Source organism: Streptomyces sp. NBC_00310 (genome assembly GCF_036208085.1).
Taxonomy (GTDB): domain Bacteria; phylum Actinomycetota; class Actinomycetes; order Streptomycetales; family Streptomycetaceae; genus Streptomyces.
Genome location: NZ_CP130714.1, coordinates 507,071 through 530,915 on the forward strand (window position 1 = coordinate 507,071; position 23,845 = coordinate 530,915).

A 23,845-nucleotide genomic window follows, 5' to 3' on the forward strand; every position below is an offset into this window, starting at 1 on the left:
AGTGGCATGAGCAACCCGTTCGAGGACCCCGAGGGCACCTACCTGGTGCTGGTCAACGACGAGAACCAGCACAGCCTGTGGCCGGACTTCGTGGACGTGCCGGCCGGCTGGCGGGTGGCCCACGGGCCCGACTCGCGGCAGGCCTGCCTGGACCACGTCGAGACGAACTGGACCGACATGCGGCCGCGCAGTCTGGCCGAGTCGATGGACGGCTGACATGCGGGAGGGGGGCCGGTCGATGACCGGCCCCCCTCCTTCCTTCACAAACCCCGAACCGCCCGTCAGGACGCGGGCTGCTGCCCGTCAGGACGCGGGCTGCTCCACCTTGGTGTCCGTCTTGCCGTCGACGGCCGCCGCCAGCTGCGGTGCCAGCCGCTCGACCACGTACGGCAGGCTCAGGACGGACACGAAGGACGTGGCGTGGCCGTAGTCGCCGGTCTCGTTCACGAAGACCTCGCGGCCCTCCTTGACGACCGTCAGGTCCTTGTACGAGGCGTCCTTGTGCAGCTTCGCGGCGTCCTTGACGGGGTCGCCGACGATCCACACGATGGCGTCCTGGTCGAGCAGATCCGTGCGCTCCTTGCTGATGTTCGCGCCGAACTGGTCGCCGATCGCCTTGTCCAGGTCCGTCGGCAGGGCGAACCCGAGACCGGTCAGCAGACGCGAGCGGGCGTCCTGGCTGCCGAACACGAACATGCCCTCGTACGGGGTGGCCATGACGGCGGTGGCGCCCTTGAAGCCGGCGTGCTCGTCGGCGGCGGCCTTGATCTTCGCCTCGGTGGCGGCGACCGCCTCGGCGGCCTCCTCGGGCTTGCCGAGGGCCTTGCCGATGATCTCGGTCTGCTCCTGCCACGGGACGCCGTAGTCGTTGTACTTCTTCGGCTGGGCGACCACGGGCGCGAACGTGGACAGGGACTCGTACTGCTCCTTGGTGAGTCCGCCGTACACCGCGAGGATCAGGTCGGGCTTGAGGGCGGCGATCTTCTCCACCTGCGGGCCGGTGCCCGTGTCCTTCAGAACGGTCGGCGCTTCGGCGGAGCCGAGCTTGTCCTCGGCCCAGGGGCCGATGGCGCCCTTGTAGCCGCCGAGCCATTCGGTGGTGCCGACGGGGACCTCGCCGAGGGCGAGGACGGAGTCCTGGTCGGTGAGGCCGACGGTGACGATCCGCTTCGGCTCTGCCTTGATCGTCGTGCTGCCGTACTTGTGGGCGACGGAGACCGGGAACGCGGACTCGCCGGAGGAGGTGCTCGCCTCCGCGCCGGCGCCGGAGGCGTCGGAGTCCGAGTCGCCGCCACCGCACGCGGTGGCGAGGAGCAGGGTGGCGGAGGCGAGCACGACGGCGAGCCGTGGCGCTCTGCGGGAGCGGAACATCAGCGGTCCTTCGGTTCGGGTTCCTGTGGAGCGGTACGTGTGGGGGTCTCGGGGGCCGGCCGGGGGCCGGTGTCGCGGGCGTCCGACCAGGCCGCCCACAGGGCGGCGTAGGGGCCCCGCGCGGCGCGGAGTTCGTCGTGGGTGCCGCTCTCGACGACGCGGCCGGCCTCCATGACGACGACGCGGTCGGCGGTGGACGCCTGGCTGAGGCGGTGGGCGACGATCAGCGCGGTGCGGCCGTCGACGGCGCGGGCGACGGCCTTCTCCAGGGCGCGCGCTCCGGCGCTGCCCGCCTCGGCGGTGGCCTCGTCGAGGACCACCAGGGGCGGGTCGGCGAGGATCAGCCGGGCCAGCGCGAGGGCCTGCGTCCGCTCGCCGCTGAGCCGGTGGCCGCCGTCGCCGACGACCGTCGCGAGCCCGTCGGGCAGGGCCTCGGCCCAGGCGAGGGCGTCGACGCGGTCGAGCGCGGCGCGCAGTTCGTCGTCGGTGGCGTCGGGTTTGGCCAGTCGCAGGTCGTCGGCGAGGGGGCCCGCGAAGACGTGGGTCTCCTGGGTGATCAGGGCGATGGTGCGGGAGGCGGCGGAGCCGAGGTCGGTGGGCGGGATCCCGCCGACGAGGACGGTGCCGGTGGTGGGCGGCTGGATGCCCGCGACGAGTCGGGCCAGGGTGGTCTTGCCGGCCCCGCTGGCGCCGACGAGCGCCACGCGTTCCCCGTGGTGGATCGTCAGGTCGATGTCGTGGAGGACGGGGTGGCCGGGCCGGTAGGCGTGGCCGAGGCCGCGGACGGTGACGTCGGCGCCGCCGGCCGCGACGGTGTGCTCCGGCTCCGGGGGCACGGGTTCGTCCGTGACGCCGACGAGCCGGGCGAGGCCCGCCGTGGCCGACTGGGCGTCGTCGAGGAGGGCGAGGGCCGCGTTGACGGGGCCGAACAGGCTGTGGAAGTACAGGGCGGCGGCGGTCGCCGTACCGATGCCGGCCGAACCCTCGCGGACCAGCCAGTAGCCGGTGACGAGGACGGCGGCGAGCCCGATGTACTCGGCGATGTGCAGCCGGCTGTAGAAGCCGAGGACGAGTCGTACGCCCCGCATGGTCAGCGCCACCACGGACCAGGATCGTTCGGTGACCCGCTCGGTGTGCTCCCGGCCCAGCCGGAACGCCCGCACGGTGGCGCTGCCGCCGATGGTGTCGAGCATCTGCTGCTGCTGAGCGCCGGCGGCCACCCGCTGCTCGGCGTAGAGGGGGACGGCACGGGCCACGTACCAGCGTGCGGTGGCGGCCTGTACGGGGACCGCGAGCAGCGCGGCCAGCAGGAACCGCCAGTCGAGCAGGGCCATGGCCCCGAGGGTGAGGACGATGGTGAGCAGCGAACGCCCCAGTGCGGGCAGCGCGTTGCGTACGGCGTCGGCGATGAGGGAGACGTCGGCGGTGACCCGGGCGGTCAGGTCGCCGGCGCCGGCCTTCTCGACCCGGTCCAGCGGGAGGGCCAGGGCGCGTTCGACGAAGCGCTCGCGCAGCCGGGCCAGGGTCGTCTCGCCCAGCCGGGCGATCTGCGACAGCCCGAATCCGGCGGTGACGCCCTGAGCCACGGCGACGGCCACGAGGAGCACAGCGGTGGCCGTGATGGCGTCGACGGACCCTCGGTCGGCGGCCAGGTCGACGATCCGTCCCAGCAGGGGCTGCACGAGCAGGCCGACGGCGGTGGAAGCGACCATGACGGTGAACGCGGACAGCGCCAACCGTCGTTGCGGGCGCAGTAGTTCGGCGACGGCGGCCCGGGTACGGGCGGGGGTGGCGACGGGCAGCAGTCGGGGGCCGGTGTGGTCGCCGCCGGGGGACCCGGCCTCGACGGCGTCGGCGTGCTCGGTCATGTGAGGACCGCCGTACGGTAGTCGGCGCGCTCGTGGACGAGGCGTTCGTGGGCGCCGGTCGCGGTGACCCGGCCGTCGTGGAGGAGGACGACGCGGTCGGTGACGGCGAGCAGGGCGGGGCTGTTGGTCACCAGGAGCGTGGTGCGTCCCCTGCGGACCTCCCTGATCCCGGCGGCGATCCGGGTCTCCGTGACGGCGTCGACGGCGGTGGCGGGCTCGTGCACGACGAGGACCGGCGTGTCGGCGGCCAGGGCCCGGGCCAGGGCAACCCGTTGGCGCTGTCCGCCGGAGAGCGAGCGGCCGCGTGCGGTGACGGCGGTGTCGACGCCGTCGGGCAGGGCGCAGGCGACCTCGTCGGTGCCGGAGGCGGCCATCGCGGCCATGACTTCCGCCGGTGCGGCCGTGTCGTCCGCCCCGGTGGCGGTGGTGACCGCCGCGGTGACGTTCTCCAGGACCGTGCCCTCGAACAGGTCGGCGTCGTGTTCGGCGACGAGCATCGCCGCGCGTACGTCGTCCAGGCCGAGCGCGGTCAGTGCCGTGCCGTCCAGTTCCACGGCGCCGTCGTCGGGGTCGGCGTGGCGGCCGAGGCAGCGCAGCAGCGCGGAGGCGTCGGCGGGGTCGGTGGCGGCGACGCCGACGGTCTCGCCGGGGGCGATGTCGAGGTCGACGCCGCGCAGGGGGCCGTAGGTGAGGGCGCGGAGCGTCAGCCGTCCCTCGATGCCGCCCGGCGGGACGGTGTCGGCGGACGGCTTCCCGGTTACGGCGGCGGGGGCGTCCAGCACGTGCGCGATACGGGTGGCGGAGGCGCGGCCCTGGGCCAACTCGGTGTTGACCCAGGCGAATTCGGTGAGCGGGCCGACGATGAACAGGGCGAGCCCGACCGAGGAGACGAGTTCGCCGAGGCCGATGTCGCCGCGTGCGGCGAGGCGTCCGCCGACGAGGGCGACGAGGGCGATGAAGGCACCGGTGAGGATGGTGACGACGCCGTTCTGCCAGGCCTCGGCGCGGGCGGCGCGCAGGGTCGCGGCGAGGGAGTCCCGGCTGACGCGCCGGTAGCGGGCGACGGCGGCCGTCTCGGCGCCGATGCCCTTGAGGACGCGTAGTCCGGCCACCAGGTCCGCGGCGACGCCGGAGGCCCGCGCGGCGCGTTCCTGTTCGGTCTCGCTGCGCCGTTCCAGGGGCTTGCTCAGCACATGTCCCAGCCACAGCAGCAGCGGGGCGCCCAGGAGGACGAGCAGGCCGAGGACGAGGGAGACCCGCAGCAGGGCGACCGCGCTGACCACGAGGCCCGCGGTGGCCGCGAAGGCGACGATGAGGGCCATGGCGACGGCACCGACCCGTTTGGCGTCCTCGGTGGCGATGTTCGTCAACTCGCCCGGCAGACGGCCCTCTTCGGCGCCACCCTGGGGAGCGAGGACACGGCCGACGAGTTCGGTTCTGAGGTGGTGCGCCGCGGTGACGGAGGCGCGCTCTCCCGCCCGGGCGCTGAAGCGGAAGCTGAAGGAGAGTCCGACGTACACGGCGGCCAGGATGACCAGCCACAGCAGCAGTCCGGGGACGTCGCCGTCCACGACTCCGCGCTCGATGGCCAGTCCGATGAGCACCGGCACCAGGGCCTCGCCCGTCTGGTGCCCCATCCCCAGAACCGAGCCCAGCGCGACGTCCCGACGCTGTCCGCCGACCGCGCGCCACAGGACGTTCCGTCCCGGCGGGTCCGCTTCTCTCACGCAGTCCTCCGGACCGGTTTCGCCAACACAGGAAAGGTACAAGAAAACTTAGGTAAGGCTAACTACATTTGTCTTCCTGGACCAGCCCCCGAACCGTCGCCGAGACCGAACCGATCTCCCCCGAACGCCGGGACGTTATCCGACCGAGCCGCCAACTGGCGGACGAATCAAGCCGGTTCACCGATACGAGACCGCACCGAGCGCCGCCCCGACCGGAAGGACCTGTCCGTGCTCAGCACCAGGATCACCAACGCCCGCATCGTCACGATGGACCCGGACCGCCCGGCCGCCCGGGAGCTCGGGATCTGGCGGGGGCGTGTCGTCGGCCTGGACGAGGACGTGGCGGGGCGTCCGGCGCGCCGGACGCTGGACCTGGGCGGCGCCACGGTCCTCCCGGGGTTCATCGACGCCCATGTGCACCTGGCGTGGGCGGGCCTGAAGGCCAAGGCGCCCGGTGTCGCGCCGAGCCGACAGGCCGACGACGTGCTCCGCGTGGTGGCGGAGGCGGTGGCGCAGGCCCCCGTCGGCGGCTGGGTGGACTTCGGCGGCTACGACCAGCGCACGCTCGACCGCCCGCTCACCGCGCGCGACCTCGACGCCGTCAGCGCCGGACGCAAGGTGTACCTGGGCCACCTCTCCGGGCACGCCTGCCTGGTCAACTCGGCTGTGCTGAACGGACTTCCGGCGGAGGTCGCCCGGCCCGACGGCTTCCTCGCGGAGGGCGCGATGGGCGCCGCGCTGCAGTCCAGGCCGCCGCACTCGCTCACCGAACTGGCCTCGGCGATCGAGCACGCCGCGCGCGTCTGCCGGTCCGAGGGCATCACGGGGTGCGCCGAGGCGGGGGTCGGGGCCCGGCTCTTCGGGCACAGCCCGATCGAGGGCGCCGCGTACCAGCTCGCGCACGAGTCGGGCCGACTGCCGGTGCGGGTACGGCTGATGGTGGCCGCCGACGCGCTGCGCCCGGTCGGGGCGGACCCCGAGGACACCACGAGCCGGGCGATCGACCTCGGCCTGCGCACGGGCTTCGGGGACGGCGCCCTCTCCCTGGGCGCCCTCAAGATCTTCACCGACGGCGGCATGATGGCCCGCACGGCGGCCCTCACCAGCCCCTATCTGGGCACCGACGGCTCCGGTCAGCTCATGCACGAACCCGAGGTGCTGGAGAGCACGATCGTCGAGGGTCACCTCGCCGGCTGGCAGCTCGCCGTGCACGCGATCGGCGACCGGGCGCTCGATGTCGCCCTGGACGCACTGGAGAAGGCCCGGAAGCTGAGCCCGCGCCCGGAGGCACGTCACCGCGTCGAGCACGCGGGCCTGGTCCGCCCCGACCAGCTCCCCCGGCTGGCCGCGCTCGGCGTCACCGTCGTCATCCAGCCGAGCTTTCTGCGCTACTACGGCGACGACTACGCCACGATCATGGGCGAGGACCGGGCCGGCTGGCTGTACCGGGGCCGGGCCTTCCTCGACCACGGCGTCCGGGTCGCCGGCAGCTCGGACCGCCCGGTCGCGAACGGCGCCCCGCTGCGGGCGATCCAGTTCATGGTGGAACGGGCCTCGGAGTCCGGCCGCCTCATCGGCCCCGACGAGGCGATCACGGTCGAGGAGGCGCTGCGCGCGTACACCACCGAGGCCGCCCGCGCCTGCCACTGGGAGAGCGACGCCGGCAGCCTCGCCCCCGGCAAGCGGGCCGACCTCGTGGTGCTGGGCGACGACCCTCGCCGGGTGGACGTGTCGCGCATCGGGGAGATCGAGGTGGTGCGGACGTTCGTCGAGGGCGAGGACGAGTTCTGACGAGGAGCCGGACGGGGGCAGCCCCTCGTCGGCGATCCCCTCCGGCCCGACGCCCGTGGCAGGGGCGTCAGTTCGGCGGGCGACGGACCGGGACGGTGCGCAGGAAGTCCGCCGAGGGCACGAAGAACATGGTCCCGGTCACGGCCCGGGAGAAGTCCAGGATCGGGTCGTGACCGGTCGGTGGTTCGCCGACGAACATCTTCCGCAGCATGGCCTCCGGCACCGAGGGATCGCGGGCGTAGGCGATGAAGTACGTGCCGAACTCGCCCTGGCCGGGCCTGCCGAAGGGCATGGCGGCACGCAGTATGCGCTGCTCGGTGCCTTCGGGGCCGAGGATGGTGTTGACGTCGACGTGGGAACCCTCCACGTCCAGCTCCAGGTTGGTCAGCTTGGTCCGGCCGATGACCTTCTCCTGCGCCTCGACGGGGAGTTTCTCCCAGGAGTCCACGTCGTGCAGGTACTTCTGCACGAGCGCGTAGCTGCCGCCGCGGAAGTCGGGGTCCTCGTCGCCGACCAGCACGGCGTCGGCGGCAAGGCGGCCGACCGGGTTCTCGGTGCCGTCGACGAAGCCGAGGAGGTTGCGGGAGTCGAAGTACGTGAAGGCCTGGACCTCGTCCTCCAGGGTGGCCGCGCCGCGCAGTTGCCGCATGATCTCGGCGGCCAGTGCGAAGCAGAGGTCCACGCGGGTGGCCCGGATGTGGAAGAGGAGGTCGCCCGGCGTGGACACGGCCCGGTGCCGGGGGCCTTCCAGCTCCCGGAAGGGGTGCAGGGCGGCGGGCCGGGGCGAGCCGAAGAGCCGGTCCCAGGCCTCCGCGCCGATCCCGGCCACACAGCCCAGGGCGCCGTCGGGGCTGGAGAAGCCCACCGCCCGTTCCAGCCCGGCGAGTCCGGCCAGCACCCCACGGGCCGTCGACTCGCCGCCCGGGGCGACGCCGACGACCAGAAAGACCGCGGCGGGTGTCAGCGGGCCGAGCATCGGCTGCGGCAGGACGTCCTCCGGCATGACCGGCAGCGCCATGGTTCCCCCTTCACGCACCACACGTGCGCACCACGCGTGGACCACCTTCACTCAGGACGGCACGGGCGGCACCGGCGCCGCCGCACACCCGACCCCGCCCTCCGCCCCCTCACCATGCCCGGTCGGGACGAGGACGATACCCGCCGCCTCCCACTCCCCCTCAAACCATGATGAACGCCACAACCTCCCAGGTCACAAAGGCAGTTACCGAAGTGCGGTCCTCGTTGTATACGCCGAGACCCGGACGTCCAATACTGTGCGCACACGTCACCAGGGGGACTCCATGAAGTGGTTTCAGCGCGACCGTGCGAAGCGACAGGCCCAGGTGGTGCCGCTCTCCGGGGTCGGCAAGAGCGACGAGCCACCTCGGCAGGCTCCCCCGCTGCTCACCGCGGGCGGGCCGGCACTCCAGCGGATCGGCGGGGACGGCGACAGGGTCACCCAACTGACCACCGGGACGGGGCCGGTCGTCCTCGACATCACGCACACGGGGGCCGGGCACTTCGTCGTGGACACCCTGGACGGCAGGCTGCACTCCCAGAGCCAACTCGTCTACACCGACGGGCCCTTCTCGTGCCGTGCCCTGGTGAACGCGGACGACCGGCCGGTGCGGGCGCTGCGCATCCAGGCGGACGGCCCGTGGACGGTCGACGTGAGCCCGGTGTCGAGTGCGCTGGCCTGTGAGGGCACCACGCGGCGCCCCGCGTCGGACGTGCTGCGCCACACCGGCGGCCCCGGGATCGCGACCCTCCGGTACGAGGGCGATCCGCGGTCCGACGACGGTGGCTACTTCCTCGTCGACACCTTCGAGCCGGACGGCACCGGCTTCCTCGACCAGTTGGCCAACCACGTCGGCCCCTGGCACGGCGAAGCCCCCCTCACCGGCCCCTGCCTCATCTACGCCCGCTCCGACGGCCCGTGGTCCATCGACGTGCGGCTCCTGAAGCCCCCCGCCCCGCCGTGACGGCCACCCCCGCTTCCTGACCGGTCACGGGCCCCACGAGCCCTTTCTCCGCGCGCCGCTACGCGGCGGAAGCGGGCGCCTCCACCGTGCTCGGGTTCTGCTCCTCGGGACCGGAGCCGGAGTCGGCGACCGTTGCGGCGGGGATGAACACGGCGACCCCGGCGGCGACCAGCGCGGCACCGCCGCCGATCATCAGGCCCGTACGGAAGCCGTCCTCCGAGGGCAGACTGAAGCCGCCGAGCGTGGTGGTCATCTGGGCGAGCACCACACCGACCACGGCGGCGGCGGTGGAGGTGCCCAGGGCGCGCATCAGCGTGTTGAAGCTGTTGGCGGAGGCGGTCTCGGACAGCGGCACCGTACTCATGATGAGCGCGGGCATCGCGCCGTATGCGAGGCCGACACCGGAGCTGACGACGAGGGAGACGATCAGCAGACCCCAGGCGGAGCCCATCAGCGCGAGCGACAGACCGTAGCCGGTGCCGATCACCAGGGAGCCCGTGACCAGGGTGAACTTGGGCCCGCGGGCGTTGGTGAGCTTTCCGCCGAGCGGGGAGAGCGCCATCATCATCAGGCCCGCCGGAGCCATCCAGAGGGCCATCGCCAGCATCGACTGGCCCAGACCGTAGCCGGTGGCCTCAGGCAACCTCAGGAGCTGCGGAGTGATCAGCGCCTGCGCGTACATGCCGAAGCCGACCAGGACCGAGGCGATGTTGGTGAGCAGCACGCGCGGATGAGCGGTGGTACGCAGGTCGACCAGCGGCTCGCGCGTCCGCAACTCCCAGAAGCCCCAGGACAGAAGGAGTACGGCGGCACCGGTGAACAGGCCGAGCGTGGTCGCCGAACCCCAGCCCCAGTCCGCGCCCTTGGACACCGCGAGCAGCAGGCACACCACACCACCGCCGAGGCCGAAGGCGCCCACGAAGTCGAAGCGCTGGCCCTTGGCACCGGCGGGGGTCTCGGGGACGAGGAAATAGATCATGGTGGTGACCGCGACGGCCAGGCCGGCGGCGCCCCAGAACAGCACCCGCCAGCTGGCGTACTGGGCGACCGCGGCGGCGATCGGCAGGCCGAGGCCGGCGCCGATCCCCAGGGAGGCGCTGACCAGGGCGATGGAGCCGCTGAGCTTCTCCGGCGCCATGACGTCACGCAGCAGGCTGATGCCGAGCGGCACCACGCCCATGCCGATGCCCTGCAGTCCCCGGCCCACGATCATCGGCACGACGGTCGAGGACAGCGCGCACACCACCGAGCCGATGATCAGCGGGGCACAGCACACCAGGAGCATGCGCCGCTTGCCGTGGAGGTCGCCGAGGCGCCCGCCGATCGGGCCGAAGACCGCTCCCGTCAGCAGCGTCGCGGTGATCACCCAGGAGGCGTTGGCCGCGCTGGTGTCGAGGATCGTGGGCAGCTCGGTGAGCAGCGGTGTCACCAGTGTCTGCATGATCGCGGCGACGATGCCGGCGAGCGCCAGCGTCGCGATGACGCCGCCCGGGCGGGCGGCGGTCGGGGGGTTGGCCGTCAAGGGATTCCTCCGTGCGATGAACCGGTGACAGGGCATACGTCATGCACCTGGCGTGCAGCATACCTGCCTCATGTATGGCACACGTCTCGTGCATGATGCACATGTCGGGTACGCTGCCTGGTCCGGTGGAGCCGGCCTGTCGGGATGGAAGGATCGCCCTGGTGGTATCCGCAACGAGGAGGTAGGCGACCGTGGAAGAGCCGACGCGCCGGGTCGAGTACGAGAACATGCTGCTCGGGCGCTACCACCATCTGAGCAAGAGCAAGGGGCGCCGCAAGGACTCCACGCTGGAGCGCAGCGCGTACATCCTCCTCAGCCGCATCCGTATCGAGGGGCCGATGTCGATCAGCGAGCTGAGCGACGCCTTCGGTCTGGACGCCTCCACCCTGCGTCGGCAGACCGCCGCCGCGCTGCGGGCCGGGCTGGTCGAGTACACCCTCGACCCGGAGGGCGGGGTGGCGCGCAAGTTCCGTATCACCGAGGAGGGCGAGCGCCGCCTGGACGAGGAGCGCGAGGGCAACGTCCGTACGCTCGCCATGGTGCTGTCCGGCTGGTCCGACGAGGACATCGCCGGGTTCGCCGACTACCTCGAACGCTTCAACACCAGCATCGAGCGCCTGCACGGCAAGCCGTGGCCGCGCCCGTAGCCGGTGTCCGCGCGCCGGGTAGCCTCGGGGGCATGCGGATCTCCGTCTCCTCGGACATGGACGAACCCGTCGCGCGCTTCCTCCTCGCGGAGTTGCGCGGCCGGGGTCACGACGTGCTGGTCCACGGCGCGCTGCGCGCCGGGGACGACCCCCGGTGGGCGGTCTGCTCGGCGGCGGCGGCGCGCGAGGTCGCCTCCGGTGCGTCGGACCAGGCCGTCGTGTGCTGCTGGACGGGCACCGGCGCGTCGATCGCCGCGAACAAGGTGACCGGGGTACGGGCCGCGCTGTGCACGGACGCGTACACGGCCGACGGTGCCCGCCGCTGGAACGACGCCAACGTGCTGGCGATCGGGCTGCGGCTGACCTCCGAGCCGCTGCTCAAGGAGATCCTCGACGCCTGGTTCGGCGCCGAGGCCAGCCAGGACCCCGACGACCGGGAGAACGTGGCCCGCGTCGAGCGGCTCGACGTCAGCCGGGGTACCGGCCGGACCGGATGAAGACGGGTCTGGCCCACAGCGGCGGCTCGGGCGGGGCTTCCGGCGCTCCGGACGCCCTCGGCGCGGCCGTCCTGGTCGGCGCGTGTCCCGGCGGGAAACCGCGCGACGCCTCGGCGGCCCTGAGCGCCGCCACGAAGGACAGGCAGGAGTCGTACCGGTCGTCCGGGGACTTGGCCAGCGCCGTCGCCATGACCTGATCCATGGCGGGAGGCAGATCCGGGCGCCCGCCGGTCAGCGGGGGCGGCTCGTCGTACTGGTGCGCCCACAGCAGGGCCATGTCGTCGTCCCGTTGGAAGGGCGGCCGGCCGGCGAGGGTCTCGTGGACGACGCAGGCGAGGCTGTAGACGTCGCAGCGGCCGTCGACGGGCTTGCCCGAGATCTGCTCCGGCGCCACGTAGTCGAGCGTCCCCACGAACTGGCCGACGCTGGTGAAGCCCGTCAGGGACAGCGACTTCTTCGTCAGGCCGAAGTCGGTGAGGTAGACGTGCTCGGGGTGGTCGCTGTCGGTTCCCTTCGCGACCAGGATGTTGCCGGGCTTCACGTCCCGGTGCACCAGACCGTGGTCGTGTGCCGCGTCGAGCGCGGAGGCGACCTGGGCGGCGATCCGGGTGGCGGTCGCGACCGGCAGCGGGCCCTCCCGGTCCAGAAGATGCCGCAGGTCGCTGCCTGCGACGTACCGCATGGCGATGTAGAGGACGCCGTCCGTCTCCCCCGCCTCGAAGACCGGCACGATGTGCGGATGGTCGATGGCGGCGGCCACCCGTGACTCGTGCGTGAAGCGGCGGCGGAACGTGTCGTTGCGGGCCAGTTCCGGTGCGAGCAGTTTCAGCGCGACCGTGCGTTCCAGGCGCAGATCCATGGCCTGGTAGACGACGGCCATGCCGCCGCGGCCGATCTCACGTTCGATGCGGTAGCTGGCGATCTGCCGTCCGACCAGCTCGGAGGGGCGGCCCGCGTACGGCTGTGTCTCACTCATCGCGGGTCACCGGTGGGATCAGACGCGTGGGTTCGTGGTCGCTCGGCTTGTGGTCCGCCGGCCGCCGGCCGGCCGGCCGGGGGTCGTTCGCCTGGTCCTGCGCCGGTTCCCGTTCGGGTTCCCCCACGACCCTCGTCGGTTCCGGGGTCGGGGCGGCGGCCGGTGGGAACCGTCGGGCGGCCGGGGTCTCGCGCGGCCTTTCCCCCACGGCGAACGTGCTCAGCCGCGCCCCGTCGCAGTACACCCACCGCTCGTGCGCGGCGTCGAACAGCCACAGCGACTCGCCGTCGACGACGACGCCGATCCGCAGCCCCTTCGTACGGTCGTGGAAGGACTCCCCTCCCCGATGCCCGGCGGCCAGGGCCTCCGCCTCGGTGCGGTAGCGCGTCAGGGCCTCCTCGGCGCGGGCCAGCAGCGGGCGCGGGTCGGCCGTACGGGCGGGTGCGGTGCCGGCGGCGGGGGGGTCCTGGGGCACGGAGACGAGGAGGCGGCCGTCGACCCAGGCGGACCAGCCGTTGGCGCACAGGACGTGGCCCCAGTCGCCGCGCCGCTCCAGGAGCTGGACCGGCAGCAGCGCGTCGAGGGCCACGGTGGGACGGGACGGGTCGGGGTCGTCCCAGGCGGGCAGTCCGCCCGGTGGGACGACATGGGTGGGGAGGAAGCCCGGGGTCGTCATCGCGGCTACTTCCGCATCACCGCGGGTTCGCGGCGGCGCAGCAGCCGGGCGACGAGCCAGCCGAAGAGCAGCGACAGGACGACGAGCATCCCCAGGTCGAGCAGCCACACCCCCGCAGAGTGCTCGAACAGCGGGTCCGAGGTGTCGGGGACGATCCGTTCGAGGTCGATCGTGCCGGCCATCGCGGCGAACGCCCACCGCGACGGCACCAGCCACGCCAGTTGTTCTAGGACGATCGTGCCCCGCACGTCCAGCAGCGCGCCGCAGAACACGACCTGGATGATCGCGAGGAGCACCAGCAGCGGCATGGTGACCTCCTCCTTGCGGACCAGCGCGGAGACGAGCAGACCGAGCATCATCGCGGTGAACGCGAGCAGCGCCACGGCCACCGTGATCTCGACCAGGGGCGGCAACAACACGCCTTCGCCGCCGGGGGCGTTGAGATCGACGCCGAGCAGGGCGACCAGGGTCAGGACGACCGCCTGGAGGACGGTGACGGTGCCGAGGACGACGACCTTGGACATCAGATAGGCGGATCTGGACAGGCCCACAGCCCGTTCGCGCCGGTAGATCACCCGTTCCTTGACCAGTTCGCGCACGGCGTTCGCCGCGCCCGTCAGCACGCCGCCCACGCACAGGATGAGCAGCGCGTTCATGGCGGTCTCCCGGTCCAGCGTGCTCCCCGCGAGCGCCCTGGCCATGGCGCCCATCACGAAGGGCAGGGCGATCATGATGACCAGGAAGGTGCGGTCGGCGCCGAGCGCGGCGGCGTACCGGCGCACGAGCGTGCTCAGTTGGGCGCCCCAGCTCTGTGGCTTGGGCGGCGGTGCCACGGCGATCGGCTCCAGGTCGGGCGGATACGGCTGCCCCGGGGAGGCGGTGACGTACTGACGCTGGAAGGGCGAGTCGCGGTACTCCCCCGCCCAGTCCCGTTCCTGGTCCCGCTCGAAGGCCTCGAAGGCTTCCGGCCACTGCTCGAACCCGAAGAAGGCGAGGGTGTCGTCCGGGGGCCCGTAGTAGGCGACCTTTCCGCCGGGCGCGAGGACGAGGAGGCGGTCGCAGACGTCGAGGCTGAGGACGCTGTGCGTGACGACGATGACCGTGCGGCCGTCGTCGGCGAGGCCGCGCAGCATGTGCATCACCGAGCGGTCCATGCCGGGGTCGAGACCGGAGGTCGGTTCGTCCAGGAACAGCAGCGAGGGCTTCGTCAGCAGTTCCAGGGCGACGCTGACCCGCTTGCGCTGGCCGCCGGAGAGGCTGTGGATGGGCTGGGCGGCGCGTTGTTCGAGGCCCAGTTCGCGGATCACCTCGTCCACCCGCGCCTGCCGCTCGGCCTTCGCGGTGTCCTGCGGGAAGCGGAGTTCGGCGGCGTAGGTGAGGGCCCTGCGGACGGTCAGCTGGGCGTGCAGGATGTCGTCCTGCGGGACCAGGCCGATGCGCTGGCGCAGTTCGGCGTAGTCGCGGTAGAGGTCGCGGCCGTCGTAGAGGACCGTGCCGCTGTCGGCGGGGCGCTGACCGGTGAGGGCGTTCAGGAGGGTGGACTTGCCGGCGCCGCTCGGGCCGACCACGGCGAGGAGGCATTTCTCGCCGACCGGAAACGACACCTTGTCGAGGAGCGTCTTCCGGCCGCGGTCGACGGCGACGGTCAGTTCCTGGACGTCGAGGGAGACCTCACCGGTGTCGACGTACTCCTGGAGTTCGTCGCCGACCAGGCAGAACGCGGAGTGCCCGATGCCGACGATGTCACCGGGAGTGACCGGCGCCTGATCGACGGGCGTGCCGTTGAGGAAGGTGCCGTTGTGGCTGCCGAGGTCGACGATCTCGTAGGTGCCCTCCGGCCGCGCCCGCAGCTCGGCGTGCCGTCGGGAGACGACGAGGTCGTCGATGACCAGGTCGTTGTCGGCGGCGCGGCCGATCCGGACGGTCCGCTCGGGCAGCGGACGGACGCTGGTGGGCTGCCGGAAGGTGCCGGTGGAGGCGGGGTGGAAGACCCCGGAGGGGCGCTCGGGGGCGAGGCCGGTGAGTACCACCCGGGGGCCGTCGGGGAGGCTCCCGAAGTGGATGACGGTGCCCGGGCCGACGTCCCACTCGTGGACGCGCCGGCCGTCGGCGTAGGTGCCGTTGGTGCTGTTCTCGTCCGCGATCGTCCAGTGGCCGGCCTCGGCCCGGAGCACCGCGTGGTGCCACGAGACCCGGTCGTCGTCGAGGACGACGTCGCTCAGCGGGTCGCGCCCCACGTGGTAGGCGTGGCTCGGGGTCATCACGGTGGAGCCCGACTCGGTTTCCAGCACGAGTTCGGGTGGAGTCGGTGCGAGGGACCGCTCTGCCATGCCGAAAATTCTACCGATTCACCCCGATATGCGCCCGGCCGCTCCGGCGCGGACCGGCGGACCACGGCGATCCCGGGCCCGGGGGGTCAGGCGGCGGGAGCGGCGATTCTCTGGGCGATGCGCTGCATGCGCACGGCGTCGACGGACTCCGCGAGCAGCTCGTACTCCGTGGTGTCGTCGTTGGTGGCGATCCGGACCAGGTTCCCTGCCGCCAACTCCTCGGCGACCAGCACCTGTTGCCCGTCGTCGGTGGACCAGGCGCGCAGCAGGCTCGGCACGTCCGGTACGGTGTCGGCGACCGGAACGACCGCATTCGGGGGGAAGTTCGGGTTCTCGGGTCGCGGGTCGAGGCGCTCGGCGATCCATAACGCGCGGTCGCGCATCCACCACAGCGCCAGCGCCAACGTGGGCGCGCGATAGGTACCGAGGGGGACGCCGACGCGCCGGCCGCCGCACCAGCCGTACGCGGTGACATGGCACAGGAACTCGTCGTGCACGCTTCACTCCCCCGATCACACCGCCGATGTCCGCCCGGTCCCATTCGCCGCGCGGACCCGCTCCCGCCTCACAGACTTGCTGGTCGTGCGCACTCCGACGACAAGATCGTCACGCACAGTGACGTGAGGAACGCACATGGGTGCGCGTTCGTTCATGACTCAATCGCCCTGTCACTCGAGTATCGCCACTCCTGACACTCTGTCACCATGCCAATTCGGCCAGTCTCCTGGCATATGCGAGGGCGCGATTGGCCGAAACGGCTCGAAGGGCCCTCCGACCGGGCCTTCCTCGGCATGACCTCCGAGGTGATCGACGCCCTCCGGCAGGTCCGGGCGTCGTATGCGGTGCCGGAACGAGGAGGCAGCAGTCGACTCCGCACCCGGTCACCGCCCCATACGTATGTCCTCGACGGAGGGTTCAACGATCATGCCCGCGGCTCAAGACCGCCCAGACCGCTACGAGACCACCGTCGCCCGCTGTCTCCAGGCCTGGAACACGGGTGGCGGGGAGGCGCCGGCCGAGGCGGTCGCCGCCTGGGCCGCCGACGGCGGCTACACCGACCCGCCGGCCGACGTGCGCGGGCACGCGGAGATCGCCGCCCTGATCACGGCGGCCCGGGAACGGTTCCCCGGCCCGGCCTTCCACCTGGTCACGGCCGTCGACGGACACCACGACACCGCCCGCTTCGGTTGGGAGCCGGTGGACGAGGCGGGCCGCGGCGCCCCGGGCGCCGGGTTCGACGTGATCACGCTCGACGCCGAGGGCCGTATCCGCGGCGTGTACGGCTTCCTGGACCGGGTGCCCGCGGCGGCGTAGCCGTCGGGGTGCCGGAACCCGCCGCCTCGCGATGAGTTTCTCCGCTCCCGGTGGTCTCTTGTTCGTAGAGCACCACCGGGAGCGAGGACGACACCATGAGCACGCTCGACGAACAGTTCACGGCTCAGCTGCGCAAGAGCCCCGCCAAAGGCGGCTGGACCTACCTCGTGTGGCCCGGGTCCGCCGCCTTCTTCGGCACCCGCGGCCCGGTCAAGGTACGCGGCACCATCGACGGCCATCCCTTCCGCAGCTCCTTCATGGCCCTGGGCGACGGCACCCACAAGCTGCCCGTCAAGGCCGATGTACGCAAGGCGATCGGGAAGGAGGCGGGCGCGTCGGTGACCGTACGGCTGGAGGAGCGGATCGAGGGCTGGATCATCAGCCCTTGCCCTCGATGATCGCGTCGATGCGGGCCAGCTCGTCCGCCTCGAAGTCGAGGCGGGAGACGGCGCCCACACTGTCCTCGATCTGCCGGGCGCTGCTCGCGCCGACGAGCGCCGAGGTGACCCGGCCGCCGCGCAGCGTCCAGGCCAGCGCCAGCTGGGCCAGGGTCTGGCCGCGGGACTTGGCGACCTCGTCCAGCGCGCGCAACCGGCCCACCAGGTCCTCGGTGACGGCCTCGGAGTTCAGGAAGGGGCTGTCGCTCGCGGCGCGCGAACCCTCCGGGATGCCGTCGAGGTAGCGGGAGGTCAGCAGACCCTGCTCCAGCGGGGAGAAGACGATGGAGCCGACCTGGAGTTCGTCGAGGGCGTCGAGCAGGCCCTCGCTCTCGGGGCGCCGGTCGAGCATCGAGTAGCGCGGCTGGTGGATGAGGAGCGGGGTGCCCAGCTCGCCCAGGATGCGCGCGGCCTCACGGGTCTGCTCGGCCGAGTAGTTGGAGACGCCGACGTACAGCGCCTTGCCCTGCTGAACCGCCGAGTGCAGCGCGCCCATCGTCTCCTCCAGCGGAGTCTCCGGGTCGGGGCGGTGCGAGTAGAAGATGTCGACGTAGTCCAGGCCCATGCGCTTCAGGCTCTGGTCGAGCGAGGAGAGCACGTACTTGCGGGAGCCCCACTCGCCGTACGGGCCGGGCCACATCAGATAGCCGGCCTTGGTGGAGATGACCAGCTCGTCGCGGTACGGCGCGAAGTCGGCCCTGAGGGCCTCGCCGAGGGCGGACTCGGCGGAGCCGGGCGGCGGGCCGTAGTTGTTGGCCAGGTCGAAGTGGTTGACGCCCAGGTCGAAGGCGCGGCGCAGGATCGCGCGCTGCGTCTCGACGGAACGGTCGGGGCCGAAGTTGTGCCACAGGCCGAGCGAGAGCGCGGGCAGTTTCAGACCGCTGCGTCCGGTGCGCCGGTAGGGCATGTCCGCGTAGCGGTCGGGGTGTGCGGTGTACAACGCGACTCCAGAGAGGTTGGCACGGTGGGACCGGAGTCCCTGAGAACCGGTGTCCACTCTTTCGCGATCTGGGGGCATTGGTCCAACAGAAGAATCCGATGGGATTCAGCACCTACGCTTCTCAGTCATGGAACTCCGTCATCTCCAGCACTTCGTCGCGGTCGCCGAGGAGGAGCACTTCACCCGGGCAGCCGAGCGACTGCTGGTCTCCCAGTCGGGTCTGTCCGCCTCCGTACGCGCCCTGGAGCGCGAGCTGCAGACACCGCTGTTCGTGCGCACGACCCGCCGGGTGATGCTCACGCCGGCCGGGCGGGCGCTGCTGACCGAGGCGGAGCGGATCCTGGCGCAGGTGCGGTCGGCCCGTGAGGCGGTGGCCGCCGTGCAGGGCGTCCTGCGCGGGATGCTCGCGCTCGGGTCCGAACAGTGTGTCGCGGGGCTGCATGTGGCGGGGCTGCTCGCCTCCTTCCGTCGCCTGCACCCGGATGTGGAGATCTGTCTGCGACAGGCGGGCTCGGGCGCGCTCGCGGAGGAGGTCGCGAGCGGGCGGCTCGACCTGGCGTTCGCCGTGCGGACGGCCCAGGAGGACACCGACCAGCTGCGGGTCGTACCGCTGTCCAGCGAGCCGATGACCGTCCTGTGCCACCCCAGCCACCGCCTCGCGGCCGTCGGCGCCCCCGTGACTCCGCAGGAGCTGGGCGGCGAGGTCTTCGTCGACTTCCACCCGGACTGGGGCCCGCGCCGCACCACCGACGCGGTCTTCGCCGCCGCGGGTGTGCGCCGGGCCGTCGCCCTGGAGGTCAACGACGTGCACAGCCTCCTCGAACTCGTCGACGAGAACCTCGGCATCGCCGTCGTCCCGCGCCACTTCCGCCACAAGCGCGACTCCCTCACCGCCCTCGCGGTGAAGGGCACCGGCGAGACCGTGTACGAGACGGTCGCCCTGCTGCCGCCCCCGCAGGCCACGAGCCCGGCGGCCCGAGCCCTGATGGGACTGCTCGACCCGCCGGTCGCGTGTCCCGAGGTCAGCCGGTGACGGGCGCCCACCGGTGCTTCGAGGTGTCGTACTCGTAGCGCGGCACTCCCTTGATCCCGGTCGTGCGGAAGGGGCGGCCGTCGTCGTCGATCCGGACCGTGCCGGTACGGCCCTCGGAGGACCACTCCAGTTCCAGGTACCAGCGGCAGTCGCAGGTCACCGTCTGCGCGCTGACCCTCAGGACCTCCGGGTCCCCGGCCGACACACTGTACGGAAACCGCACGGCGGGGATCGGTATGTCCAGGTCGGCACCGTCGACCGGGCGGGCGATCGGCCGGTCCTTGTCCAGGTCGACGTCGAAGTACCGAGGGCTGACCCGTCCTCCGCAGCCCTGGTCCATCGCGTAGACGTTGCCCCCGGCGGGAGCCGTGCGTCCGACGACGCGCACCCGCAACGCCGTCAGGACGACGGCCGCGGACTTCCGCCCCTGCACCGTGATCTCCACGATCGTGTTCCGCCCGTGTACCGCCTGCTGCGTCGCGGCCCAGGCGCCCGCGTCCTGCGGCGCCGGTGGCGGGGGCACCTCCTTCGGCGGCTTGGCGATGACGTAGTCGTGACCGCAGCCGAGCAGCCAGAGCTGGGAATTCGCCGTCCAGGTGAGGGGCGCTCCGGTGGCCGGGGCCCGGCGCTCCGCGGGGTCGTCGTCCTTCGTGGGGCTGCTTCCGGGCTCGGTGGGTGTGGGTGTGTCCGAAGGGGTCTTCGTGGTGTCCGCCGGTGAGGGGGACGGGCTCGTGGGGGCGGTCGACGGTCGCTGGGCTCCTGATGTCGTACGGGATGGTGCCGGGTCGCCGCCCCGCACGGTGCTGTCGGCCGGGGGACGGCCGGACGGCAGGGCGGCGAGGCTGCCCAGAGTGGCGAGGAGCACCGCGGCGACGGCCGCGCCGACGAGGGTGCGTCGACGGCGGTGCCAGGGGCGCCGGGGCGGGGCCGGGGCCGCGGTCAGTCGGACCGAGGGGTCCTGCGCGGGAACCGACGAGCCCGGTTCGGCGGCGTCTACGGGTCGCGGCGGTTCGCCCGGCTGAGCGGGATCGGTGGGACCGGTGGTATCAGTGGGACCGGCGGTATCAGTGGGACCGGCTAGCTCGGCGGGATCGGCTGATTCGGCCGACTGCACCGTTTCGGCCCGCCGGCCCGCCTCCGTCGTCGTCGAGGAACCCGCCCCTGCCCCGGCCGTCCGTGTCTTCTGCCGCGCCGCCACCGCCGACAGCCACAGCCGGTGCAGTTCCAGCCGCTCCTCCCCCGTCGCTCCGCAGAGCGCGGCGAAGCGCTCGATGGGCGCGAAGTCGAGAGGGACGGTGTCCCCCGCGCAGTAGCGGTGCAGCGTGGAGGTGTTCATGTTGAGGCGGCGGGCCAGTTGGCCATAGCTCCGGTCCGTGCGTTCCTTGAGCCGCGTGAGCGACGCCGCGAACTCCTGGACGTCATCCGGTGCTGCCGACACTGTTCCCCCGGGTTCTCCCCGCCCCGGGACGGCATCCCAGGACTCCATATAAGGGCACGTCACAAGGGCTGGGATGGTTCCATGGCCGTGAATCGGGCGCCGGCCGTTGCGGCCGCACCCGATGACGGCCGATGCTCTTGGTGTCGCACCGACCAGGCCGGACGGACCATCCGGCGTCGGCGACGAAGAGACACCTCGCACTCATCCACACACTCATTCACGGGGGACACCCATGCCCAAGCGCACCCGAGCAGGCGCACTCACCGCACTCGTCGTCGCGGGTCTCACCGCGGGCTCCGCACTCGCCGCGGGCGCCGTACCGGCGGCCGCCGCGAAGGCGAGCAGCGCACCGAAGTTCCTGTCGGCGTCCGAACTCCCGCCGCACCCCTCGTCATCCTGGACCGCGGGCAGGATCGAGGACGGCGTCCCCGAGGAGTTGCAGTACTGCCTGGGCGACGCGCTCCTGGCGTACGACGGCCGCCACCGCTCGTTCCGAACGGACCTGGACACCGGTGCCAGGCAGCTCGTCGTGGTCGCCGGCAGCGCCGGCAAGGCCAAGGCTCTCGCCACGCGGCTCAACAAGGACTTCCGGGAGTGCGTGAGCGAGTCCTCCGACCCGGACGTCGAGGCCGAGTACCGGGACCTCGGGACGCTCCCCGTCGAGGAGGGCGCCCACGTCCACGGTGTGGCCACCGTCGCGTCCTGGGGGGCCATGGACATCCGGCTCCTGTCGGTGGGCCGGGACGGCCGGACGGTCACCGTCGTGGACTGGGGGCAGATGGGCGGCTTCAAGGACGCACCGGTCAAGGCCTTCAAGAAGACGACGACCACCGCCGTCAACAAGCTCCACTGACCGCAGACCACCGCGAGAAGCGTGGCCGCCCGCCCGCGCGAGGGGGGTCGGTCGGGCGGCCACGCGACAACCCCGGGGCATCACCCTGCCCCGGGGCGACGGCAGGACCACCGAACTGGTCGTCGACATGACCCGCCACTTCAAGATCTGCCACATCGGCACGAAGGGCGCCGCCGGAAGCTGACGCGTTCCCCGCGGCGCGCGTCGGGGAGCGGTGCGGGCACGGCCCCGATGCCCGATGGTGGACGTATGGATGTGAAGGACGTTCTCATCGACGCGTTCGGGCGGATCAAGGAGGAGGTCCACGCCGCCGTGCACGGACTGTCCCCGGCGGACCTCCACGCCCGCCCCGCTCCCGACGCCAACTCCGTCGCCTGGCTGGTCTGGCACCTCACCCGGATCCAGGACGACCATGTGGCCGACGCCTCCGGGCTCGCCCAGGTCTGGCCGTCCCAGGGCTGGGAGAAGCGCTTCGGGCTCGGTCTGCCGGCCCGCGACACGGGCTACGGACACAGCCCGGCGCAGGTCGCCGAGGTACGGGTCGCCTCGGGCGACCTGCTGACCGGTTACCACGACGCCGTGCACGAACAGACGCTGGAGTTCGTGCGCGGCCTCGTGGCCGACGACCTGGACCGGATCGTGGACGAGCGGTGGACGCCGGCCGTCACCCTCGGCGTACGCCTGGTCAGTGTCCTGGCCGACGATCTCCAGCATGTCGGCCAGGCCGCGTACGTACGGGGGTTGGTCCAGCGCGACGACCGCTAGGACCGCTGGGACCGCTGGGACCGCTAGGAGGCGGACGCGTAGCCCGGCAGGACGACGTCCTGGATGAGGGCGTTGCGCTCGTCGAACGGGATGAAGGCGCTCTTGAGGGCGTTGACGGTGACCGTGCGCAGGTCGTCGAGGGTCCAGTCGGCCTCCTCGACGAGCAGGGTCATCTCCCGGGTCATGGTGGTACCCGACACCAGACGGTTGTCGGTGTTGAGGGTGACGCGGAAGCCGAGGTCCCGCAGGGCCGTGATCGGGTGCTCGGCGATGGAAGTGGCGGCGCCGGTCTGAAGGTTGGAGGTGGGGCACATCTCCAGGGCGACACGGCGGTCACGGACCCAGGAGGCGAGGCGGCCGAGCTTGCCGTCGACGATGTCCTCGGTGATGCGGACGCCGTGGCCGATGCGCTCGGCGCCGCAGACCTGGAGGGCCTGGTGGATGCTGGGCAGACCGTGGGCCTCTCCGGCGTGGATGGTGAAGGGGACGCTCTCCCGGCGCAGGTGCTCGAAGGCGGCCAGGTGGTCGGCGGGCGGGAAGCCGTCCTCGGCGCCCGCGATGTCGAAGCCGACGACGCCGGCGTCCCGGAAGGCCACCGCCAGGTCGGCGGCCTCGCGGACGCGGTCGAACATGCGCATCCCGCACAGCAGCGTGCCGACGCGGACCGGGGTGCCCTGGGCCGCCGCCTTGGCCATACCGGCGGCCAGTCCCTCCTGCACGGTCTCGACCACCTCGGAGAGTGCCAGCCCGCCGCCCACCATCAGCTCGGGGGCGTAGCGGACCTCGCCGTAGACGACGCCGTCCTCGGCCAGGTCGAGCACGTACTCCTCGGCGGTGCGCAGCAGGCCCTCGCGGGTCTGCAGCACGGCGAGGGTGTGCTCGAAGGTGGCTATGTAGCGCACCAGGTCACCGGAGTTGGCGGCCTCGTAGAACCAGGCGGCGAGGGCCTCCGGGTCGGTCTCCGGGAGGGTGTGGCCGGCCTCCGCCGCGAGCTCCACGAGCGTGGCGGGGCGCAGACCGCCGTCGAAGTGGTCGTGCAGGACGGCCTTGGGGAGGCGGCGGATGGTGTCGGCGTCGATGCGGGGCACGGTCATGGCGTTCGTTCCTCGGCAGGTGGTGCGGTGGGTTGGGGTGGGGACGGAGGGTCGGGTGGCTCAGCCGGTGGCGGGCTGGAGGAGGTCCCAGCGGTTCCCGTACAGGTCCTCGAAGACCGCGACCGAGCCGTACGGCTCGTGGCGCGGCTCCTCCAGGAACCTGACGCCCGCGGCCCGCATCCGGGCGTGGTCGCGGGCGAAGTCGTCGGTGTGCAGGAAGAAGCCCACGCGTCCGCCGGTCTGGTCGCCGATCCGGCCGCGCTGCGCCTCGTTCCTGGCCCTGGCGAGCAGCAGTCCGCCGCCCTGCCCGTCGGTGCCCGGTTCGACGACGACCCACCGGCTGCCGTCGGGCCTCGGTTCGTCCTCGACGAGCCGGAAGCCGAGCGCCTGCGTGTAGAAGCGGATCGCCTCGTCGTAGTCGTCGACCACGAGGGTGACCAGGGCCATGCGTCTCATCGGGGCCTCTCGGGTGGGGCGCGAACCGTGCGGAGATCGCACGGAGAGCGTGCGGTGATCGTCCGAGGCTCGCTCGGGGTTCCCGGGAGGTTATACGTAACACGCACCGGACGGCAAATGGCATTTTC

Annotated in this window: 23 protein-coding genes; 10 read left to right on the plus strand and 13 right to left on the minus strand. The window is 72.3% G+C overall.

Annotation, left to right across the window (positions count from 1 at the left end):
* The first annotated feature begins 6 nt into the window (after positions 1 to 6).
* Positions 7 to 216 carry an MbtH family protein gene (locus OG202_RS02030; RefSeq protein WP_326585297.1) on the plus strand — a complete coding sequence of 70 codons (210 nt, stop codon included), beginning with the start codon at positions 7 to 9 and terminating at the stop codon, positions 214 to 216.
* Between the two features lie 87 nt (positions 217 to 303).
* On the opposite strand, the gene OG202_RS02035 is transcribed toward OG202_RS02030, so the two are convergent.
* From OG202_RS02035 to OG202_RS02045, 3 genes are read right to left on the minus strand one after another with little or no spacing between them, the layout of a single operon-like run.
* Positions 304 to 1,371: an iron-siderophore ABC transporter substrate-binding protein gene (locus OG202_RS02035; RefSeq protein WP_327731760.1), complete on the minus strand. Its 1,068-nt coding sequence runs from the start codon at positions 1,369 to 1,371 to the stop codon at positions 304 to 306.
* Complete coding sequence (locus OG202_RS02040; protein ID WP_327731759.1) at positions 1,371 to 3,239, minus strand: ABC transporter ATP-binding protein; 1,869 nt, start codon at positions 3,237 to 3,239, stop codon at positions 1,371 to 1,373. Before OG202_RS02040 ends, OG202_RS02035 begins: the two co-directional genes overlap by 1 nt.
* Positions 3,236 to 4,966, minus strand: coding sequence for an ABC transporter ATP-binding protein (locus OG202_RS02045; RefSeq protein ID WP_327731757.1), 1,731 nt, complete (start codon positions 4,964 to 4,966; stop codon positions 3,236 to 3,238). Before OG202_RS02045 ends, OG202_RS02040 begins: the two co-directional genes overlap by 4 nt.
* A 228-nt stretch (positions 4,967 to 5,194) precedes the next feature.
* Between OG202_RS02045 and OG202_RS02050 the strand changes: the two genes are divergently transcribed.
* Positions 5,195 to 6,757, plus strand: coding sequence for an amidohydrolase (locus OG202_RS02050; protein WP_327731756.1), 1,563 nt, complete (start codon positions 5,195 to 5,197; stop codon positions 6,755 to 6,757).
* A 67-nt stretch (positions 6,758 to 6,824) separates the two neighbouring features.
* Here the strand turns inward: OG202_RS02050 and OG202_RS02055 are convergent, their stop codons facing one another.
* On the minus strand, positions 6,825 to 7,775 hold the full coding sequence (locus OG202_RS02055; RefSeq protein ID WP_326585292.1) for a Dyp-type peroxidase: 951 nt from the start codon (positions 7,773 to 7,775) through the stop codon (positions 6,825 to 6,827).
* Between the two features lie 283 nt (positions 7,776 to 8,058).
* On the opposite strand from OG202_RS02055, the gene OG202_RS02060 reads away from it, so the two are divergent.
* Positions 8,059 to 8,739 carry a hypothetical protein gene (locus OG202_RS02060; RefSeq protein WP_327731755.1) on the plus strand — a complete coding sequence of 227 codons (681 nt, stop codon included), beginning with the start codon at positions 8,059 to 8,061 and terminating at the stop codon, positions 8,737 to 8,739.
* Positions 8,740 to 8,797: 58 nt separating this feature from the next.
* Here the strand turns inward: OG202_RS02060 and OG202_RS02065 are convergent, their stop codons facing one another.
* Complete coding sequence (locus OG202_RS02065) at positions 8,798 to 10,261, minus strand: MFS transporter (RefSeq protein WP_327731753.1); 1,464 nt, start codon at positions 10,259 to 10,261, stop codon at positions 8,798 to 8,800.
* Between the two features lie 191 nt (positions 10,262 to 10,452).
* Here OG202_RS02065 and OG202_RS02070 point away from each other — a divergent pair, with 191 nt between their 5' ends.
* Positions 10,453 to 10,908 (plus strand): MarR family winged helix-turn-helix transcriptional regulator, encoded by a 456-nt coding sequence (locus tag OG202_RS02070; RefSeq protein ID WP_326585289.1) that lies wholly within the window; start codon positions 10,453 to 10,455, stop codon positions 10,906 to 10,908.
* Positions 10,909 to 10,940: 32 nt separating this feature from the next.
* Positions 10,941 to 11,405 (plus strand): RpiB/LacA/LacB family sugar-phosphate isomerase, encoded by a 465-nt coding sequence (locus OG202_RS02075; RefSeq protein ID WP_327731752.1) that lies wholly within the window; start codon positions 10,941 to 10,943, stop codon positions 11,403 to 11,405.
* On the opposite strand, the gene OG202_RS02080 is transcribed toward OG202_RS02075, so the two are convergent.
* The 4 genes from OG202_RS02080 to OG202_RS02095 all read right to left on the minus strand — a co-directional run bounded on the left by OG202_RS02080 (position 11,377) and on the right by OG202_RS02095 (position 15,884).
* Positions 11,377 to 12,381, minus strand: a complete 1,005-nt coding sequence (locus OG202_RS02080) for a serine/threonine-protein kinase (RefSeq protein ID WP_327731751.1) — start codon at positions 12,379 to 12,381, stop codon at positions 11,377 to 11,379. The genes OG202_RS02075 and OG202_RS02080 overlap by 29 nt on opposite strands.
* Positions 12,374 to 13,057 (minus strand): hypothetical protein, encoded by a 684-nt coding sequence (locus tag OG202_RS02085; RefSeq protein ID WP_327731750.1) that lies wholly within the window; start codon positions 13,055 to 13,057, stop codon positions 12,374 to 12,376. The genes OG202_RS02080 and OG202_RS02085 overlap by 8 nt, the downstream gene beginning before the upstream one ends.
* A gap of 5 nt (positions 13,058 to 13,062) precedes the next feature.
* Positions 13,063 to 15,387: an FHA domain-containing protein gene (locus OG202_RS02090; RefSeq protein WP_327731749.1), complete on the minus strand. Its 2,325-nt coding sequence runs from the start codon at positions 15,385 to 15,387 to the stop codon at positions 13,063 to 13,065.
* Positions 15,388 to 15,473: 86 nt separating this feature from the next.
* The gene (locus OG202_RS02095; RefSeq protein WP_327731748.1) at positions 15,474 to 15,884 is read right to left on the minus strand and encodes a hypothetical protein; all 411 of its coding nucleotides are present in this window, start codon (positions 15,882 to 15,884) and stop codon (positions 15,474 to 15,476) included.
* Positions 15,885 to 16,311: 427 nt separating this feature from the next.
* Between OG202_RS02095 and OG202_RS02100 the strand changes: the two genes are divergently transcribed.
* Complete coding sequence (locus OG202_RS02100; RefSeq protein ID WP_327731747.1) at positions 16,312 to 16,701, plus strand: nuclear transport factor 2 family protein; 390 nt, start codon at positions 16,312 to 16,314, stop codon at positions 16,699 to 16,701.
* Positions 16,702 to 16,796: 95 nt separating this feature from the next.
* Positions 16,797 to 17,099, plus strand: a complete 303-nt coding sequence (locus OG202_RS02105; protein WP_327731746.1) for a DUF1905 domain-containing protein — start codon at positions 16,797 to 16,799, stop codon at positions 17,097 to 17,099.
* Here OG202_RS02105 and mgrA read toward each other — a convergent pair.
* Entirely contained in the window at positions 17,080 to 18,078 is a 999-nt protein-coding gene (gene mgrA / locus OG202_RS02110) for an L-glyceraldehyde 3-phosphate reductase (RefSeq protein WP_326585281.1), read from the minus strand. The genes OG202_RS02105 and mgrA overlap by 20 nt on opposite strands.
* 127 nt (positions 18,079 to 18,205) lie before the next feature.
* Between mgrA and OG202_RS02115 the strand changes: the two genes are divergently transcribed.
* A complete protein-coding gene (locus tag OG202_RS02115; RefSeq protein ID WP_326585280.1) occupies positions 18,206 to 19,111 on the plus strand; it encodes a LysR family transcriptional regulator in 906 nt (301 codons plus the stop codon).
* Here OG202_RS02115 and OG202_RS02120 read toward each other — a convergent pair.
* Positions 19,101 to 20,549 (minus strand): transcriptional regulator, encoded by a 1,449-nt coding sequence (locus tag OG202_RS02120; RefSeq protein WP_327731745.1) that lies wholly within the window; start codon positions 20,547 to 20,549, stop codon positions 19,101 to 19,103. The two genes, OG202_RS02115 and OG202_RS02120, sit on opposite strands and share 11 nt — an antisense overlap.
* 232 nt (positions 20,550 to 20,781) lie before the next feature.
* Between OG202_RS02120 and OG202_RS02125 the strand changes: the two genes are divergently transcribed.
* Positions 20,782 to 21,402 carry a hypothetical protein gene (locus OG202_RS02125; protein WP_327731744.1) on the plus strand — a complete coding sequence of 207 codons (621 nt, stop codon included), beginning with the start codon at positions 20,782 to 20,784 and terminating at the stop codon, positions 21,400 to 21,402.
* A gap of 249 nt (positions 21,403 to 21,651) precedes the next feature.
* Entirely contained in the window at positions 21,652 to 22,167 is a 516-nt protein-coding gene (locus OG202_RS02130) for a mycothiol transferase (protein WP_327731743.1), read from the plus strand.
* 23 nt (positions 22,168 to 22,190) lie between these two features.
* On the opposite strand, the gene OG202_RS02135 is transcribed toward OG202_RS02130, so the two are convergent.
* The gene (locus tag OG202_RS02135; RefSeq protein WP_326585276.1) at positions 22,191 to 23,261 is read right to left on the minus strand and encodes an adenosine deaminase; all 1,071 of its coding nucleotides are present in this window, start codon (positions 23,259 to 23,261) and stop codon (positions 22,191 to 22,193) included.
* Positions 23,262 to 23,321: 60 nt separating this feature from the next.
* Positions 23,322 to 23,717 (minus strand): VOC family protein, encoded by a 396-nt coding sequence (locus tag OG202_RS02140; RefSeq protein WP_326585275.1) that lies wholly within the window; start codon positions 23,715 to 23,717, stop codon positions 23,322 to 23,324.
* Positions 23,718 to 23,845: the final 128 nt, after the last annotated feature.